Below are 16,570 nucleotides of genomic sequence, written 5' to 3' on the forward strand. Positions count from 1 at the left end.
AACAGATTGAGACGCCCGCCTTTCTGACCCCATCATGCGGCGGCCACGCGCCGACCGCGAAGAGAAGCCTGTGACCCACGAGAACGAGACCAGCAAAGAGAGTTACGATCGCCAAAGAGTTACGATTGCGACAGGACGGCTTGACGCCAACGACCCCAATCAGAGAAGGCTCTCAGAATTTACAGCTCAGACTCACCGACATCGCCCTCGGCTCGCCATGGAACATGGCGCCGTTCGAGGTCCAGTTGGCTTGGTTGGTGAGATTGGTGAGGCTGACGTCGATCTTGAGATTGTTGTCGAGGCTGTAGCCGAGCGTCGCGCCGAGCATCCGCTGCGGCGGCAGGGTGAAGCCGGGCGTGTTGGGCAAGGTCGCCTCGGCGCGGCTGGAATAGTAGTAGTTCAGGCCCAGTTCCAGCCCCTTCAGATCGCCACTGTCGAAACTGTAATTGGCCGAAAAATTGTAGACGCGCCGCGGCGCGCCGAGGAGGTCGCTGCCAGCTTGCGAGGGGACATTCGAGTCCTTCGAGACGACGGCGTGCAGAAAGGTCGCCACCGCGTTGACCTTGAGATTGGGAAGCGGCTCGCCGCCAAGATTGACCTCGATCCCGTGGCTGTGCTGCTGGCCGGTGACGAGCGAATAGAAGCCGGACGGATTGGCGGGATTGGGAATCGCGACATTGTCGCGGGTGATGTCGAAAAGCCCCAGCTCGAAGGTCATCTTGGTGTCGAGGAAGCGCCGACGCGCGCCGATCTCATATTGCGTATCCTGCTGGGGCGGTGGCGCTTCACCGCCCAGAAGCCGCACGCCGGTATTGGGAACCAGAGATTGCCCATAGGCAAAAAAGACCTCTGTCTCTCGATCTGCCTTGAAGAGAACGCCCGCACGCGGATTAAAATAGCCCTGCGTCCCCTTGCTTAGACTCGCTGTGGGCTCGCCTGTCAGCGATCCAAAAGGATCGAAGACGCGTTCCCGTTGCGCAAGGATGTCGTAGCGGCCGCCGATGAGGACGCGCCAGTTCTCGCTCAGATCGATGAGATCCTGCCCATAGAGCGAACGTCCGATCGCCCGCGCCACGCCGTTGGACCAATAGGCTCCGGCGTAGTCTACGCCGGGCTGATAGGCGGGAAAGAAGATGTTCAGCGGCGCGGCTTCGTAGCGGGATATGGCGTTGGAATAGCCGAAGAAATAATCCCAATGCTCGAGATTGAAGGAAAGGGTGTGGGACAAGGGGCCTGTATCGACATGTCCATTTAATCTGATCTGCGCATCGAAGCTGCGAATGGCGGTTCGAGAGCGGACAGGATTGCCGAAGAGGACCGACTGAAATCCGTCATAACCCCAGCCGGTGAACCATCCCCAGCGGTTGGCGAAGAGGTAGTAGTCCGCGACGGCGGTTAGCTTCCAATCCACGTTCAAAGCATGTTCGTAAGAGAACGTCACATCGTCATAGACGGGCGATTCATGCTCGTTGGCCGGAACGCCAGCATAAAATTCACGGGGAATAAGAAAGAAAATCGGATCGGCCGGAACGCCGTCGCGATAGACGTAGCGTTCTCCGTTGTGCTCCGCGCGTAGCGTTGTGCGGTCGCCATTATCCGCCGTCCAGGCAATCATAGGCGCGATGTCGAAGCTTCGTGAGCGCACGAAATCGACGAAACTTCCGAGCGTTTGAGCAGAGCCTGTAACACGGAAAAGCAGGTTCTTGCGCTCGTTGAGCGGCGCATTCACATCGATGGCCGTTCGCCGTAACCTAAAAGATCCGAGACTTGTCGAGATATTGGCGAAACTCTCTCCAGTCGGTGCCTTCCGGATGTAATTCGCAGCGCCGCCGTAGCCGCCTAGGCTCAGGACCTATTAAATTTGATTGAGTTGTGATTCACAAGGGGTTCCGATTCGGAGGCCTTGATGATGAGCGATCTGTTTTTACTGAGCCAGCGCCAGATGGCGCGGATTTCGCCATTCTTTCCTCTGGCGCATGGGGTTCCGCGCGTCGACGACCGGCGCGTCGTCAGCGGCATTGTCTACGTGATCAAGCACGGCCTGCAGTGGAAGGACGCGCCCAAAGGCTACGGGCCGCACAAGACGCTTTATAACCGCTTCATCCGCTGGAGCCGGCTCGGCGTCTTCGATCGCATCTTCGCCGCGCTTGCCGGCGAAAGCCCAAGCCCCGAACGCATCATGATCGACTCGACGCATCTGAAAGCGCATCGCACGGCGGCAAGCCTGTTAAAAAAGGGGTTCTTTCCCGCTGTATCGGGCGCACGAAGGGCGGGCTGAACTCCAAACTCCATGTCGTCTGCGACGGCGCCGGCAAACCACTCGTCATGATGCTGACTGAAGGCCAGATGAGCGATCACAAAGGCGCCCGGCTGATGTGCGACGCCCTACCGAAGGCCAAAACGCTGATCGCCGACAAGGGCTATGACAGCGACGCCTTCCGCGACGCGCTCAAAGCGCGCGGAACCGAACCCTGCATTCCGCCACGGCGCAATCGCAAAACGCCGCTCGACTACGACAAGGCGCTCTATCGTCAGCGCCACAAAGTCGAGAACCTGTTCGCCAAACTCAAGGACTGGCGGCGCATCGCAACCCGCTACGACCGTTGCGCCCACACCTTCTTCTCCGCGATCTGCATCGCAGCAGCCGTCACTTTCTTCCTCAATCAATGAGTCCTGAGCCTAACGCCTTGCCAAACAACATGGCGCTTGGACCCTTGAAGAATTCGACGTGATCCACCGTGGAGAGATCGACGCTTTGTGAGGTGTAGCCGTGCGCAGCGCCGTCGAAGAGCGTAACCCCGCTCGGGAACCCGCGCATGACGAAACTTGGAGAATAGGCGGCGTTGGAAGCAGACTCGTTGACGAAGACGCCGCTTTGATCACGCCCGAGGCTTTGTGCGCGCGGCGCGATGTCAGGCTTTTCGCCTGTCTGATGCTCCGGCTTCTCCTCGCGCCACTTGAGCTCTTCCGGCGTCCTCTCGCCAATCCGGGCTTTATGACGTTTGACGATGGACTTGTCCGCTTGTGCGCTGTGGGCGGCCTCATTGCAACGCGCCGAGCCGACAGCGATAAGCACCAGCATCGCGGCGAGCGTAAACGCCTTCATATCGGCCCATGAATCGCTCGCGTGCGAGGGCCGCTAACATTGCAACCCACGGACGAAAAGCGGGAACTGGTAGCGATTTGCGAAAACGGCGCGACGAAACTCTTCGACTGATTTTCTCCGCAAATGACGAAGCGACACATCGCGCCGAAATCGTCGCCGCCGGGAAATATATCGACCACCGCCAATTTTGGCGTTGCCCCTTTCACCACGCCTTGCGTGAGAAGAAAGCCCAGCAATTGGCGGCGCGGATACGCCGACATTGGCAATGAGCGGCGCAGACGTTCGATTTCATTCGTCTCAATCCTCATCGGTGCGTCTCTCAGCTAAGCGACGTAATGACCGGCGCATCCATGTTGGTCGCTGCGACGGACACGATCCGCCTGTCCGCGACGCGCTTTCAGGCGCTTCCACCAAATGCAGGCCCCTGTGAGCGACAGCGACGTCAGTCCCAAGCCGAACAGAAAGACTGCAATTTTATATGCGCCTCCGAACGCCTCGGCCTTATGCAACGCTGCCAACCAATTGGTGATGGTGTCGCCGGCGGCAATTGCGCTGGGAGCGTTGAAGGCGACGAAGGAGCCGTTCGCGGCGTTGAAAGTAACGATCGTTTGTGCTTCTGACGTCGCAATATCCAGATCGCTGTGCACGCCGTAGAGATAGACGCCTTGCGCGCGGTCGAGCGCGAGCCAGCTCTCGCGATCGATTTTAAAACCGTTGTGGCCGCCGACGTCCTGCATGATCTGCCGACCCCGGCTTAGCGCCGCCGCCCAGTCAGGCGACAAATCGCTGACGGTCATCGCTACTTTCGGGCCGGACTTCGGCGCCTCCTGAAATACGAAGAGCGTCCGCATAACCGGCAAGTAGAGTTCGTCTCTGAGATTGAAGGAGACCGACGACCAGGCGAAGACAAGCAGGAGCAGCCATAGCCATAGACCAGTGGCGCGATGGAAGTCATAAAAGACGCGGACCGCGCTGGCCTGAAATTTCACCTGCCAGGCAATCCCCCAGCGTTCGAGCCAACTGCGACGCGCTTTGCCCCCTTTCCCGGCGGACGCGGGAAGAGTGAGCAAGAATCCCACGAAGCAGTCGATCGTCCAGATGAGCGCGGAAACTCCCAGCAGTCGCGCTCCGAATATTCCCATCGCAAGACTGTAGTGAAACCGATAAATGAACGGCATGAGATTCTTGAGCCCTTGCGAGATGTCACCGAAGGCGCGACGCCCCCGTTCCTCTCCCGAATATGGATCGAGGTAGATTTCGGTGAAGTCGATCTTGTAGGGCTTGCTCGTCGCCGGATCGTCGCGCGGCTCCATGCGAATGAGCGTCGTGTCGCCGTCTTCTGCATCGAGAATAATGTCGGTTGCTCGAGCCTGGGGCGCCAACGCTTCAGCACGCGCAATCAGCGTCGCGGGATCGAGGCGAACGACACCTGGCTGAACATGATGCAGTTCAGGTGTCAGATAGTGATCGATTTCTTTGAAAGAGACGCAAAGGCTCCCCGCGAGGCCGATGATCGCAAGATGGCCGGCGAGGTAAAGACCCGCATATCGGTGGAGCGATGCAAGCATTTGCCGGCCCATGCCGCGCCTCCTTGTTGTGGACCGGTCGACCCCATTGGCGCTTTCCCAATGGGGCCGATGCTTTCGAGGCGGGCTTAGAATTCCATACGGATCGAGCCGAGGAATTTCTGGGGCGTGCCGGGCGTGATGAAGGCCCAGCTATTGGTTCCGACATAATAGGTGCGGTCGAAGAGGTTATCGATATTGAGTTGCGCCGTGAATTTCTTGTCGAAGGCGTTGAACGAATAGCTGCCCATGAGATTGAAGATCGCATAGCCCGGCAGCTTGTAGGTATTTCCCGGATCGCCGAAGCGTTCGTCCATCGCCTGAAAACCGCCGCCGACTTTGAGTCCAGCCAACTGGTGGCCCGGCTGGAATTCGTACGTGCTCCACAGGCTGCCGAAATTCGTTGGCGCCAGATACAAGCGATTGCCTGTAAAACCAAGGCCGCCATCGAAGCCGACGTCCTTGGTGATCTTGGCGAAAGGCATATAGGTGTAGGCGCCGATCACCCGCCAACCCGGCAGAATTTCACCGGACAGATCGAATTCGAGGCCCCGTGTTTCGGCTTGCCCGATCGCTCTCGTATAGATTGGATTGACAGGGTCAGGTGTGCCGATATTATTCTTTGTCAAATCCCAATAGGAAGCCGTTGCGAGGAGCTTGCCGTCCAGTAGCTCCGCTTTGACGCCGCCTTCCCACTGCTGGGCCGTTTGTGTTGGCGCCATATTCGCGTCGCGCGCGCGAAACAGCGCGTTGGAGGCGCCAAAGTTTTCCGTATAGCTGCCGTAAACGGACAGCCAGGGGACAGGACGCCACAGAATCGCGCCGCGCGGACTGACTTTATTGTCCTTCGACGTAAGGAAGTGAGCTATCGTGTTCGTCCCGCTCGCGTCGTCGTAGCGAAGGCCGCCCATCAAGAAGATATTGTAGGGTAGTTCGATCTGATCCTGGAAATAGTATCCATTCCACACTTGCGAATAGCCGATCTTTCCGAACGGATTTAAAGGATCCGCATAAATGACGGGATTCGCATAGATTGGATAGGGCAAATAGGTCGGCGCAAAGATATTGAAAGCCGGAGCTGCTGCGCAGCAGTCGTTCTGAAGGTAGTCGTTTATATGAAAATAGTCATAGCCGAAAAGCAGCGTGTGCTTGACGCCAAAAGTGTCGACTTTGCCAGTCAGATTGACAGTCCCATAATACCGGTTCGACTGGGCGCCCGGGGGCGTCAGATTGAAAAACCGGTCCAGGGTTCCATCATTATTCGCAGGGCCAAAGAAAAGGCTGTTGGCCGCTCCAAAGCGCCACCATTCGCCGGTGAAGCGCGTCATCAATTTCCAGTTTTCGTTGAGCTCACGTGTGAAATTGAGGCCGCTCAGGAAGCGGTCTCCAGAACTGCGACTCGTGAGCGGTTCGCTTACATAGCGCGAGCGCGGTATCTGCGCCGGGAAGCCGTACCGGACCATGCGATTTGGATAGAGCGCGGCGAGTTCGGGCGCGACCTGCGCGAGCGAAACCGCTCCGATCGGCGGTATGCCGGGGTCTACCGCATCGTTATAATGCTGATACTCGAATTCGACATTGACGCGCGTGTGCTGGTCCGGTCGCCAACTCACCACCGGAGCAATGAAGAAACGGTTGTTCTTCATGAAATCACGGAATGAATGGGCGTTTTCGTAAGCCATGTTGACGCGATAGAGAATCGATTTGTCCTGCGTCACCGGCCCGGTGGCGTCTACTGTGGTGCGGTAAAAATCAAAGGATCCGATCTGCTGCTGCACCGAATAGTATGCTGCATCGAGCGGCTGCTTGGTCACCAGATTGACGATGCCGCCGGGTTCCGCGCGGCCGTAGAGGATGGAGCCCGGGCCTTTCAGCACTTCGATGCGATCCAGATTGGCGGTATCGCGCTTGCTGGTGCCGCCGCCCAGCGCGCTCGGCATGAAAAAGCCGTCGCGATAGATGGTGTCATTGTAGAAGCCGCGAATCAGAAAGGCGTCCGACCCGCCCTGATTTGACGGGGCAGTCACGACGCCCGACACATTTTGAAGCGCCTGATCGACCCTCACGACCTGCTGGTCCCTCAGAACGGCCTGTGGCACGACCTTGATGCTGGCCGGGGTCTCCATGATCGGCGTGTCGGTCTTGGTCGCGGTCGCCGCGTCGAGGACCTTGTAGACCTTCGGATCGGCGGCGGCCGGTATATTCGGTCCGCCCTGTCCCGATTGACCGCCGCCCGCCGTCTGCGGTTGCGTCGCCGCGCGCGCGACGCCGCGCCCGCCTGCCCCAGCCCGGCCGCCGCCAGACGCCGCCCGCGTCGACGCGCCGACGTCGATCGTCGGCAGCGTCTGCTGGGCGAATGCGCCATGCGTGGCGAGCGCAATCGCCAGAACGCTTGCTCTGCTGAGGATAGGAAGACGCCGCATCGTGATCTCCTGGCTGGACGCCTCTCCGGCGTGACATTCGTGCCGCAAACCGCAACCCCTCGAAGCATCGAGGCAAAGCTGCGCCGAAGACCTGAGTAGCATTCGCGTCTGTCACGCCTCTGCCGTAACCTTTCACGAGTCTGTCACGGGCGTATTTCTTTCAACCTGTTGCAAATCCGCCACGCATCGGAAAAGCTACGAACGACAAATTCGGCACCGACCGGCTCCACCGAAGATCAATGTCTTTTTTTGGACGCAAATAGACTATGAAGGACCTCGCGAGGACCTGGGAGGCATCGTCTATGCGCATTCTGGTCGTGGAAGACGAATTGGAAATTGCAAGCCTGCTGGTAGATCAATTGCAAGACGCCGGATTTGAATGCGACTGCGCGGGAACCGCCGGCGAGGCGTACAGGATGCTCGGGACATCTTCTTATAACCTCGTCCTGCTCGATCGCCGTCTTCCGGACGGAGACGGCGTTTCCCACATCCCGACCTTCCGAAAGGCCAGTCCGAAGTCGCGCATCATTCTTCTGACCGCGAGGGATTCAGCGAATGACAAGGCGCAAGGGCTCGATGCTGGCGCGGATGATTATCTCGCCAAACCATATGAACCGGAGGAACTGCTGGCGCGCATTCGTGCAAGGCTCCGCAATTCTCCCGACGCCGCCTTGCCGCCGATCAAAGTCGGCGCTCTGACGTATGATCAGGGCACAGGTCAGATTTTCGTCCGGGGACGACTCATCGTTCTGCACAGACGGGAGTTTTCGCTACTGGAATCGTTAATGCGCCGCGTGAACCAAGTTGCGGTCAGACAGAGTCTCATGCAGGATATCTGGGGTCGTGACGAAGCAGTTCTGCCGGGCGCACTCGACACGCTCGTCTCTCGGCTGCGGCGCCGACTGGGAGACGAAGGGGCGGAGATCGCCATCCATCTTATTCGCGGACGAGGCTATCTCCTAACCGAGGCTGATGCATGCAAAGACAGCCATCTCTGACGCTCCGGCTGTCGGTTCTGTTGCTCGCCGGTCAGCTATTTTCGTTCGCAATTACAATGGTAGGGCTCCACATCGCGCCACTTGTCAGCGGGGGACCGGCCGCCGCCGTCAAATGGAACTATCTCGCGGAAATGCGTGCGCGCATTTACGTCGCAAACTCGATCGTCAAAACTTCGACAGGGGAGTTGCGGATTGATCCTTCTCCTGATCTACAAAGTCTCCTTCGCGCTCATCCGACTCTGCAATATGCGGTCTTCGATCCGAGCTCCGGCGTAGCGCTCAGCGGATCCTCCCCGGAACTCGCCACTGCGCTGAAGGGGCATAGCGGGATCGTCGCGGACGAAATGCGCGATTTCCGAATGCGTCATCTGCTGGATGGCGAGTTATCGGGATCATACATCCTGCAGGAAACGCCATTCGGTCGCTTGACCATCGCAACTCACGGATATGTTTTCGAGTGGCGCGATTTCTTTTATCACATTGGAAGCGATATCGTTGGCACTCTCAAAGAGAGCGCTTTCACGATTTTAATCGCTATCGGGATTGGTTGGATCACCTTGACAAAGGGCTTGGCGCCTTTGCAAGCCGTCGCTCAGCAGGTCAGCAAAATAGATATTTCATCGCTCAATCGGAAAATTCCGCTCGGGCGAACACCGAGAGAAATTTCACCGCTTGTCGAAGCGGTCAACGACGCGTTTTCTCGACTGGAAGCAGGCGTTACGCGCCAGCAGCGATTTCTCGCCAATGCGGCCCACGAGTTGCGAACGCCGCTGACGATCATGAACGCACGCATCAACGGACCGGAACGTCCTGACTTGAAGAGAGAGCTCGATCGCGATGTTCGGCGCCTGCGGAACATCGTCGAACAATTGCTCGTCTATGCACGGCTTGGCAAGAGTGATGGCATCACATTCGAGCAGATCGATCTGAGTGACATCGTCGCAGCAATCGTCGATGATTATGCACTTATCGCGGTTAAAAGTGGAAAGAGTGTCGAATATCGCGCGTCCGTAGAACACCGATATATGCAGGGCGATCGACGAGCCCTCGAAAGCGTCGTCGGCAACCTGATCGACAACGCACTTCGCGCGGAGCCCCTAGGAGGCGTCGTTATCGTCCGGGTGACGGAGGCAGGCATCGAGGTGATCGATCATGGCGCAGGCATTTCGGATGAAGAAAAGCGCCTTGTATTCGAACCCTTCTGGCGTAAAGAGGAATCAACCTCCGGAGCGGGGCTAGGCTTGGCGATCGCAAAAGAGCTCGTTGAAGAAATGGGCGGCCGAATTCGGGTGGTAGATACGGATCGCGGAGGAGCGACTTTCGAAATCGAGTTTACTGGGCTTTCACCCGCTGCTTAAGCTGCGTCGGGGCCAGTTGCACCCATGTTAGCTAACCTTTCTGGCTGGCTTATTTCCTTCTCTTGGCACGAAAGCACTGATCACTATCGGCCAATCATGGCGCAAAATGGGTCTTGAACCAGTCTCTAGCCGCTCTTATTCGTGACGTGAGTGTTTCGAGGCTGGCAAGGGTAGCATAGCGATTTGATGCCGCGTAGGATTCGGGTGTCTAAGCCAACCTCACGCGCATTCCGCGCCAGCCACGCCCGCCATGACCGACACTACGATTCTGCCGTTCTCGTTTCCAGCCGTGGCTCGCAAGAAAGTCACAGCCGATTTCGACGGAGGCCGCCTCACGTCCGATGGCGGCGTCATGTTGCTGGCGCTGGCCGAACGTCGTCTGGGGATCGCCGATAGGCTTGCCCGCGCCTTTCCGGATCGGCGCGATCCGTCCCGGATCACGCACACGCTCGCCGACATGATCCGCGCGCGCGCCTTCGCCATCGCCTGCGGCTATGAGGACGCCGACGATCTCGACAGCCTGCGTGCCGATCCCGCGTTCAAGCTTGCCTGCGGAAGGTTGCCCGAGACCGGCGCCGATCTTTGTTCGCAGCCGACGCTGTCGCGGCTGGAGAACGCGCCTTCCCTGAAGGATGCGATCCGCCTGACCTATGCGCTCGTCGATCAGTGGATGGCGTCTTACGAACGCGAGCCTGCGTCCGTCATTCTGGACATCGACGACACCTGCGATGTCGTGCATGGCCATCAACAGCTGTCGCTGTTCAACGCGCATTATGACGAACGCTGCTTCCTGCCGATCCATGTCTACGACACCGAACGCAGCCGTCCGGTCGCGGTCGTCCTGCGGCCGGGCAAGACGCCGTCCGGCGTCGAAGTGCGCGCGCATCTGCGGCGTCTTGTGCGGCATGTCCGCAAGCGCTGGACCAAGACCCGCTTCACTTTCCGCGGCGACGGCCATTACGCCCGGCCAGAGGCGATGGCGTGGTGCGAGGACAATGGCGTCGATTACGTCTTTGGGCTGCCTGGCTCGAAGCCTCTGTCGAGGAAGGTCGATGACGCCGCCGACGCGATCCGTACCGAGCGCGCTGTCTCCGACAAGCCGGTCGTGCGCGATTATGCCGAGACGCGCCACAAGGCGAAATCATGGAGCCGCGAGCGGCGCGCCGTTGCTCGCATCGAGGCGACGACGCTCGGCCTCGACATCCGCTTCGTCGTCACCAATCTCGAACACGGCTCGCCCGAGTGGATCTACGACAGCCTCTATTGCGCGCGCGGGCAGGCCGAGAACCTGATCAAGTTGCACAAGACGCAGCTGGCGTCGGATCGCACGTCCTGCCGGTCCGCCGTCGCCAATCAGGTGCGCCTCGTGCTGCACACGGCTGCCTATTGGTTGATGCTGACAGTGCGCGACGCCATTCCCAAGGCCCGCGATCTGGCGAAGGCGGAGTTCGCGACCCTGCGGCTCCGGCTGATCAAGGTCGCGGCCAGAGTCGTCGAGACGGCCAGCCGTGTGCGCCTCGCCTTCGCTGCCTGTTGCCCAGAGGCCGATCTGTTCCGCGGGTTGCCCGGCGCGCTCTCCCCGCTCGGCCCGTAAGCGACGGGCCGTCCGCCCCTTCGTCCGTCCGTCCCCTCCAGCGCGTAATCAACAGTACCGATCCTCAGGCGGTGAAAAAGACGAACGGCGCCGCACGCCTGGAGTCAGCATCTCGCAAAAAGGCACGCAGACGCCCGTCGTCCTGAATAGGTCAGGCTAGACGCAACGAGTGGTAACGCGCTTCGCCGCTTTTTGAAGACAAACATGGCCGGAGGCGCCCTGCCAATCCCCTGTCATTGCACGCCACGGCCCTACGCCCCTAACTGACTTGTTGCACTACCTCGGTTCCGGCCTTTCTTAATCAACCCCGGCTTGGAACCGCCGTCTCGCGGTTCAGCGGAACCGGGGACGGACGTGCACCCTCAAAACGACAACGCCGAAGCGCTATCGCGCAGCACCCGCATGTTGCGTACGGCGCTCGGCGCAGAGATCGCGGGCTGGCTCGAGGACGAGAGCGTCGTCGAGATCATGCTCAATCCCGACGGACGGCTTTGGCTCGATCGCTTGACGAGCGGACTCGAGGATACGGGCGCGCGACTGTCGCCTGAAGATGGCGAGCGGATCATCAGGCTGGTCGCGCATCATGTCGGCGCCGAGGTGCATGCCGGGGCGCCACGCGTCTCGGCGGAGCTGCCGGAAACGGGCGAGCGATTCGAAGGGGTTTTGCCGCCGGTCGTTTATGCGCCAGCCTTCGCCATCCGCAAGCCGGCGGTCGCGGTATTCTCGCTCGACGATTACGTCTCTGCTGGCGTCATGGCGCAAGATCAGGCGGCAATCCTTCGCGCCTCTGTCGCTGAGCGCAAAAACATCCTCGTTGCCGGCGGCACCTCCACCGGCAAGACGACGCTCGCCAACGCCCTGCTCGCCGAGGTCGCCAAAAGTTCTGACCGCGTCGTGGTGATCGAGGATACGCGCGAGCTGCAATGCGCCTCGCCCAATCTCGTGTCGCTGCGCACGAAAGACGGCGTCGCCTCGCTCTCCGATCTGGTCCGCTCCTCGCTCCGGCTTCGCCCTGACCGTATCCCTATCGGCGAAGTGCGGGGGAGCGAAGCGCTCGATCTGCTCAAGGCCTGGGGCACGGGGCATCCCGGCGGCGTCGGCACCATTCACGCGGGATCGGCACTGGGGGCGCTACGCCGTCTCGAACAGCTCATCCAGGAAGCCGTCGTGACGGTTCCGCGCGCGCTGATCGCGGAGACCATTCAAATCATCGCGGTTCTCGCCGGCCGCGGAAGGGACCGGCGATTGATCGAACTCGCCGCCGTCCAGGGCCTCGATTCATACGGCGACTACGCGCTCGCTGACCTCACCTCCGTCACCTTTGGAGACGTTCATGAATAGGTTTCTTACTCGCAATCGATTACGCGCTCGGATTTGTCTTGGGCTTTCCCTCATCGTCTCGATCGCCGCGCTTTCCACGCCGGCCCTCGCCGCCGGCTCCAACATGCCCTGGGAACAGCCGCTCCAGCAGATCCTGCAATCGATCGAGGGCCCCGTCGCCAAAATCATCGCCGTGATCATCATCATCACGACCGGCCTGACGCTCGCCTTCGGCGACACCTCGGGCGGCTTCCGGCGGCTGGTGCAGATCGTCTTTGGGCTCTCGATCGCCTTCGCCGCCTCGAGCTTCTTCCTTTCCTTCTTCTCCTTCGGCGGCGGAGCGCTGATCTGATGGAGAACGAGACCCTTCCCATCGACGGCGCGATCGCGGGCTTTCGCGTTCCCGTCCGCCGGGCGCTCACCGAACCGATCTTTCTCGGCGGCGCGCCGCGATCCATCGCCATTCTGAACGGCACGCTCGCAGCAGCGCTCGGCCTCGGCTTGCGGCTCTGGCTCGCTGGGATCGCCTTCTGGATCGTCGCGCAATTCGCGGCGGTCTGGGCGGCCAAGCGCGATCCCGACTTCCTCGAAGTCGTGCGGCGGCATTTACGCTACCCGGCGCATTTCGGGGTGTGAGGAGAAGCGGGAATGCTGAACCTCGCCGAATATCGCAAGAAGCCGCAAAGCCTTGCCGATTTCCTGCCTTGGGCAGCGCTGGTCGCGCCGGGCGTCGTCCTCAACAAAGATGGCTCGTTGCAGCGAAGCGCGCGCTTTCGCGGTCCAGATCTCGAAAGCGCCACCCAAGCCGAACTCGTCGGCGTCGCGGCGCGGCTCAACAATGCGCTCCGGCGCCTGGGATCCGGCTGGGCGATCTTCTTCGAAGCGCAGCGCAATCCCGCGCAGGATTATCCGGCGAGTTCCTTCCCCGATCCCGTCGCCGCCCTCATCGACGAAGAGCGCCGCGCCCAGTTCGAAGAGGAAGGGGCGCATTTCGAGAGCGGGTACTTTCTGACGCTCGTTTATCTGCCGCCCGAAGACGAGGCGGCAGGCGCCGAGAGCTGGCTCTATGAGGGCCGCTCGCAGGAAGGCGCGCCAAGCGCCGTTCTCTCCAGCTTCATCGACCGAACCGACCGGCTGTTGCAGCTCATCGACGGCTTCGCGCCGGAAGCCGAATGGCTCTCGGATGGCGAGACGCTGACCTATCTCCATTCCTGCGTCTCGACCAAGCGCCACAAGGTCCGCGTTCCCGAGACGCCCATGCATCTCGACGCCATCCTCGCCGACGCGCCGCTAACCGGCGGCCTCGAGCCCCGGCTCGGAGGCAAACATCTGCGCATCCTCACCGTCATGGGTTTCCCCTCCGCGACCCATCCCGGGATCCTCGACGAGCTCAATCGCCTCGCCTTTCCCTATCGATGGTCGACACGAGCCATCACACTCGACAAGACCGACGCGACGAGGGTCGTCACCCGCATCCGCCGGCAATGGTTCGCCAAGCGCAAATCCATCGTGGCGATCCTGAAGGAGGTGATGACCAATGAATCCTCCGTCCTTCTCGACACCGACGCCCACAACAAGGCGCTCGACGCCGACGCCGCGCTGCAGGATCTGGGCTCCGATTTGATCGGTCAAGCCTTTGTGACGGCGACGATCACCGTCTGGGACGAGGATGCCCTTCTCGCAGACGAGAAGCTGCGCCTCGCCGAGAAGGTCATCCAGGGACGCGACTTCACGTCGATGGTCGAGACGGTCAACGCCATCGAGGCCTGGCTCGGCTCGCTTCCGGGTCATGTCTACGCCAATGTCCGTCAGCCGCCGATCTCGACGATCAATCTCGCTCATATGATCCCGCTCTCGGCGGTCTGGGCGGGGCCGCTGACGGACGCGCATCTCGATGCGCCGCCGCTGTTCTTTGGCCGGACCGAAGGCTCGACGCCCTTCCGCTTCTCGCTCCATGTCGGCGACGTCGGCCATACGCTCGTCATCGGACCGACTGGCGCCGGCAAGAGCGTGCTGCTGGCTCTCATGGCGCTGCAGTTCCGTCGCTACGAAGGCTCCCGGATTTTTGTCTTCGACTTCGGGGGATCGGCGCGGGCGGCGACGCTCGCCATAGGCGGGAGCTGGCATGATCTCGGCGGCGCGCTGTCCGCGGAGACAATCGAACCCGTCACCTTGCAGCCTCTCGCCGCGGTAGACGATCCCGCCGAGCGCGGCTGGGCCGCCGAATGGATCGCCTCCATCCTCGCCCGTGAGAATGTCGCCGTCACGCCGGAGGTGAAGGAGCATCTCTGGTCGGCGCTCTCGTCGCTCGCCTCCGCGCCGATTGAAGAGCGCACTCTCACCGGCCTCTCCGTGCTCCTCCAATCCAATCCGCTCAAGCGCGCACTCAAACCCTTTTGCCTGGCCGGGCCGCACGGGCGGCTGCTCGATTCCGATGCGGAGGTTTTGGGCGCCGCGGACGTCCACTGTTTCGAGACGGAGGGCCTCATCGGCTCCGCCGCGGCGCCCGCCGTCCTCTCCTATCTCTTCCACCGCATCGAAGGCCGGCTCGACGGCGCGCCCGCGCTTCTCGTCATCGACGAAGGCTGGCTCGCCCTGGACGATCCCGGCTTCGCCACGCAACTGCGCGAATGGCTCAAGACGCTGAGGAAGAAGAACGCCTCCGTCGTCTTCGCCACCCAGTCGCTCGCCGATATCGAGACAAGCCCGATTGCGCCCGCAATCGTCGAGAGCTGCTCGACGCGGATTTTTCTCCCCAATGAACGCGCGATCGAACCGCAGATCCTGTCGATCTATCGCCGCTTCGGCCTGAACGACCGACAGATCGAGATCATCGCGCGGGCGACGCCCAAGCGCGACTATTACTGCCAGTCGCGGCGCGGCAACCGCCTCTTTGAACTCGGGCTTGGTCCCGTAGCGCTGGCCCTTTGCGCCGCGTCCTCGAAGACTGACCAAAAACTCATCGCCGAGATTTCAGCACGCGCCGGACGCGAGGGGTTCGCACGCGCCTGGCTTTCCGCGCGCGGCCTCGATTGGGCCGCCGAACTTCTGCCTCCCCCCACCGATCTGGAGACATCGTCATGACCCGCATTCGTCGCCTCGCAGCCGCGAGCGCATTCGCATTGTCGCTTGCTTTCCTCAGCGCGCCCGCCTCGGCGCAATTCGTTGTGTTCGATCCGACCAATTACGCCCAGAACGTTCTGACCGCGGCGAACACGCTGCAGCAGATCAACAATCAGGTCACCAGCCTCCAAAACGAGGCACGGATGCTGATCAATCAGGGAAGGAACCTTGCGAACCTTCCCTATTCCTCGCTGCAGACGATCCAGCAGTCGATCTCACAGACCCAGCAGTTGCTTCGCGAGGCCCAGCGCATCGCCTATGACGTGCAGCAAATCGACCAGGCTTTCTCGACGCAGTACGGCCCCGTCAATGCTTCGGTGAGTTCGGCGAGCCTTGTCGACAGCGCCAGGCAGCGCTGGCAAAACTCTCTGTCCGCCTTGCAGGACGCGATGCGCGTTCAGGCCGGCATCGTGCAATCCATCGACACAGCCCGTTCGGAAGCCGGCGCGCTGATCTCGTCCAGCCAGTCCGCGCTTGGCGCGCTGCAGGCGTCGCAGGCCGGCAATCAGCTCCTCGCCCTCCAAAGCAAGCAGCTCGCAGACGTGACAGCGCTCCTCGCCTCGCAAGGCCGCGCCCAGTCGCTCGAACTCGCGCGCAACGCCGAAGCCCAGGAACAGGCGCGCGAGCAAATGCGCCGCTTCGTTGCGCCAGGCCAAGCCTATCAACCCGGCAATGTCGCGATGTTTCATTGAGCGAGGGCTCCGTCATGAACTGGAGAGACTGGCTCGCGCCCGAGAATATCGGCTTTGTCGCCGTCGGGATCGTCATCGGAGCGATCGCGCTCATTGGCGTCGAATCCGCCTGCGACGCCGATGTCGCGGCGCGAACGAAACCGGCGTCGCTCTTGCCGAGCGGCGCGCCTTCGAGAGAGCCCGCCATCGATCCCGAGCTTTTGCGCTGCGCCCAGCTTCCCATTGAAGAGGCGGACGATCCCGCCTGCAAGGCGCTCTGGGCAAAGGAACGCAGGCGCTTTCTTGGGGACCGCAAGTCGACGACGGAGCCGGCCGAACATCTGATCGATATGTTCCCGTCACATCGCTCGCCCGCCGACGGCGTCTTGCCGAAGCCGAAGAGCGAGTAGCG

The 16,570-nt window shown here is 61.0% G+C and carries 15 protein-coding genes and 1 pseudogene; 11 read left to right on the forward strand and 5 right to left on the reverse strand.

Features of this window, described 5'->3' with window-relative positions:
* Positions 1-172: 172 nt before the first annotated feature.
* The gene (locus ACV959_RS11370) at positions 173-1,729 is read right to left on the reverse strand and encodes a TonB-dependent receptor (RefSeq protein ID WP_475736715.1); all 1,557 of its coding nucleotides are present in this window, start codon (positions 1,727-1,729) and stop codon (positions 173-175) included.
* A gap of 213 nt (positions 1,730-1,942) precedes the next feature.
* Between ACV959_RS11370 and ACV959_RS11375 the strand changes: the two are divergent.
* Positions 1,943-2,080: pseudogene (locus ACV959_RS11375) on the forward strand (transposase); the annotation flags it as partial.
* A gap of 26 nt (positions 2,081-2,106) precedes the next feature.
* On the forward strand, positions 2,107-2,670 hold the full coding sequence (locus ACV959_RS11380; protein WP_475739598.1) for an IS5 family transposase: 564 nt from the start codon (positions 2,107-2,109) through the stop codon (positions 2,668-2,670).
* Here ACV959_RS11380 and ACV959_RS11385 read toward each other — a convergent pair.
* From ACV959_RS11385 to ACV959_RS11400, 4 genes are all read right to left on the reverse strand, one after another.
* Complete coding sequence (locus ACV959_RS11385) at positions 2,660-3,106, reverse strand: TonB-dependent receptor plug domain-containing protein (RefSeq protein ID WP_475736716.1); 447 nt, start codon at positions 3,104-3,106, stop codon at positions 2,660-2,662. The two genes, ACV959_RS11380 and ACV959_RS11385, sit on opposite strands and share 11 nt — an antisense overlap.
* Complete coding sequence (locus tag ACV959_RS11390) at positions 3,103-3,414, reverse strand: hypothetical protein (protein ID WP_475736717.1); 312 nt, start codon at positions 3,412-3,414, stop codon at positions 3,103-3,105. The genes ACV959_RS11385 and ACV959_RS11390 overlap by 4 nt, the downstream gene beginning before the upstream one ends.
* A 15-nt stretch (positions 3,415-3,429) precedes the next feature.
* The gene (locus ACV959_RS11395) at positions 3,430-4,686 is read right to left on the reverse strand and encodes a PepSY-associated TM helix domain-containing protein (protein WP_475736718.1); all 1,257 of its coding nucleotides are present in this window, start codon (positions 4,684-4,686) and stop codon (positions 3,430-3,432) included.
* Between the two features lie 74 nt (positions 4,687-4,760).
* Complete coding sequence (locus ACV959_RS11400) at positions 4,761-6,797, reverse strand: TonB-dependent siderophore receptor (RefSeq protein WP_475736719.1); 2,037 nt, start codon at positions 6,795-6,797, stop codon at positions 4,761-4,763.
* Positions 6,798-7,396: 599 nt separating this feature from the next.
* Between ACV959_RS11400 and ACV959_RS11405 the strand changes: the two genes are divergently transcribed.
* From ACV959_RS11405 to trbK-alt, 9 genes are all read left to right on the forward strand, one after another.
* A complete protein-coding gene (locus ACV959_RS11405; protein WP_475736720.1) occupies positions 7,397-8,092 on the forward strand; it encodes a response regulator transcription factor in 696 nt (231 codons plus the stop codon).
* Positions 8,071-9,450 carry a sensor histidine kinase gene (locus ACV959_RS11410; protein WP_475736721.1) on the forward strand — a complete coding sequence of 460 codons (1,380 nt, stop codon included), beginning with the start codon at positions 8,071-8,073 and terminating at the stop codon, positions 9,448-9,450. The genes ACV959_RS11405 and ACV959_RS11410 overlap by 22 nt, the downstream gene beginning before the upstream one ends.
* A 250-nt stretch (positions 9,451-9,700) precedes the next feature.
* A complete protein-coding gene (locus tag ACV959_RS11415; protein ID WP_475736692.1) occupies positions 9,701-11,044 on the forward strand; it encodes an IS1380 family transposase in 1,344 nt (447 codons plus the stop codon).
* Positions 11,045-11,446: 402 nt separating this feature from the next.
* The gene (trbB, locus tag ACV959_RS11420) at positions 11,447-12,385 is read left to right on the forward strand and encodes a P-type conjugative transfer ATPase TrbB (protein ID WP_475739654.1); all 939 of its coding nucleotides are present in this window, start codon (positions 11,447-11,449) and stop codon (positions 12,383-12,385) included.
* Entirely contained in the window at positions 12,378-12,716 is a 339-nt protein-coding gene (locus tag ACV959_RS11425; RefSeq protein ID WP_475736722.1) for a TrbC/VirB2 family type IV secretion system protein, read from the forward strand. Before trbB ends, ACV959_RS11425 begins: the two co-directional genes overlap by 8 nt.
* Complete coding sequence (locus tag ACV959_RS11430; protein ID WP_475736723.1) at positions 12,716-13,000, forward strand: VirB3 family type IV secretion system protein; 285 nt, start codon at positions 12,716-12,718, stop codon at positions 12,998-13,000. The genes ACV959_RS11425 and ACV959_RS11430 overlap by 1 nt, the downstream gene beginning before the upstream one ends.
* A gap of 12 nt (positions 13,001-13,012) precedes the next feature.
* Complete coding sequence (gene trbE, locus ACV959_RS11435) at positions 13,013-15,448, forward strand: conjugal transfer protein TrbE (RefSeq protein ID WP_475736724.1); 2,436 nt, start codon at positions 13,013-13,015, stop codon at positions 15,446-15,448.
* Positions 15,445-16,179 carry a P-type conjugative transfer protein TrbJ gene (gene trbJ / locus ACV959_RS11440; protein WP_475736725.1) on the forward strand — a complete coding sequence of 245 codons (735 nt, stop codon included), beginning with the start codon at positions 15,445-15,447 and terminating at the stop codon, positions 16,177-16,179. The genes trbE and trbJ overlap by 4 nt, the downstream gene beginning before the upstream one ends.
* 14 nt (positions 16,180-16,193) lie before the next feature.
* Positions 16,194-16,568, forward strand: coding sequence for a putative entry exclusion protein TrbK-alt (trbK-alt, locus tag ACV959_RS11445; RefSeq protein WP_475736726.1), 375 nt, complete (start codon positions 16,194-16,196; stop codon positions 16,566-16,568).
* The last annotated feature ends 2 nt before the right edge of the window (positions 16,569-16,570 follow it).

The sequence above is a fragment of the Methylocystis sp. Se48 genome, from assembly GCF_056269425.1.

What these genes read in the sequence shown, in the direction of transcription:
- trbK-alt (WP_475736726.1), top strand. Translation starts at nt 16,194, where the DNA reads ATGAACTGGAGAGACTGGCTCGCGCCCGAGAATATCGGCTTTGTCGCC.
- ACV959_RS11390 (WP_475736717.1), bottom strand. Translation starts at nt 3,414, where the DNA reads ATGAGGATTGAGACGAATGAAATCGAACGTCTGCGCCGCTCATTGCCA.
- ACV959_RS11425 (WP_475736722.1), top strand. Translation starts at nt 12,378, where the DNA reads ATGAATAGGTTTCTTACTCGCAATCGATTACGCGCTCGGATTTGTCTT.
- ACV959_RS11395 (WP_475736718.1), bottom strand. Translation starts at nt 4,686, where the DNA reads ATGGGCCGGCAAATGCTTGCATCGCTCCACCGATATGCGGGTCTTTAC.
- ACV959_RS11410 (WP_475736721.1), top strand. Translation starts at nt 8,071, where the DNA reads ATGCAAAGACAGCCATCTCTGACGCTCCGGCTGTCGGTTCTGTTGCTC.
- ACV959_RS11430 (WP_475736723.1), top strand. Translation starts at nt 12,716, where the DNA reads ATGGAGAACGAGACCCTTCCCATCGACGGCGCGATCGCGGGCTTTCGC.
- ACV959_RS11415 (WP_475736692.1), top strand. Translation starts at nt 9,701, where the DNA reads ATGACCGACACTACGATTCTGCCGTTCTCGTTTCCAGCCGTGGCTCGC.
- ACV959_RS11385 (WP_475736716.1), bottom strand. Translation starts at nt 3,106, where the DNA reads ATGAAGGCGTTTACGCTCGCCGCGATGCTGGTGCTTATCGCTGTCGGC.
- ACV959_RS11400 (WP_475736719.1), bottom strand. Translation starts at nt 6,797, where the DNA reads ATGGAGACCCCGGCCAGCATCAAGGTCGTGCCACAGGCCGTTCTGAGG.
- trbE (WP_475736724.1), top strand. Translation starts at nt 13,013, where the DNA reads ATGCTGAACCTCGCCGAATATCGCAAGAAGCCGCAAAGCCTTGCCGAT.
- ACV959_RS11405 (WP_475736720.1), top strand. Translation starts at nt 7,397, where the DNA reads ATGCGCATTCTGGTCGTGGAAGACGAATTGGAAATTGCAAGCCTGCTG.
- trbJ (WP_475736725.1), top strand. Translation starts at nt 15,445, where the DNA reads ATGACCCGCATTCGTCGCCTCGCAGCCGCGAGCGCATTCGCATTGTCG.
- trbB (WP_475739654.1), top strand. Translation starts at nt 11,447, where the DNA reads ATGTTGCGTACGGCGCTCGGCGCAGAGATCGCGGGCTGGCTCGAGGAC.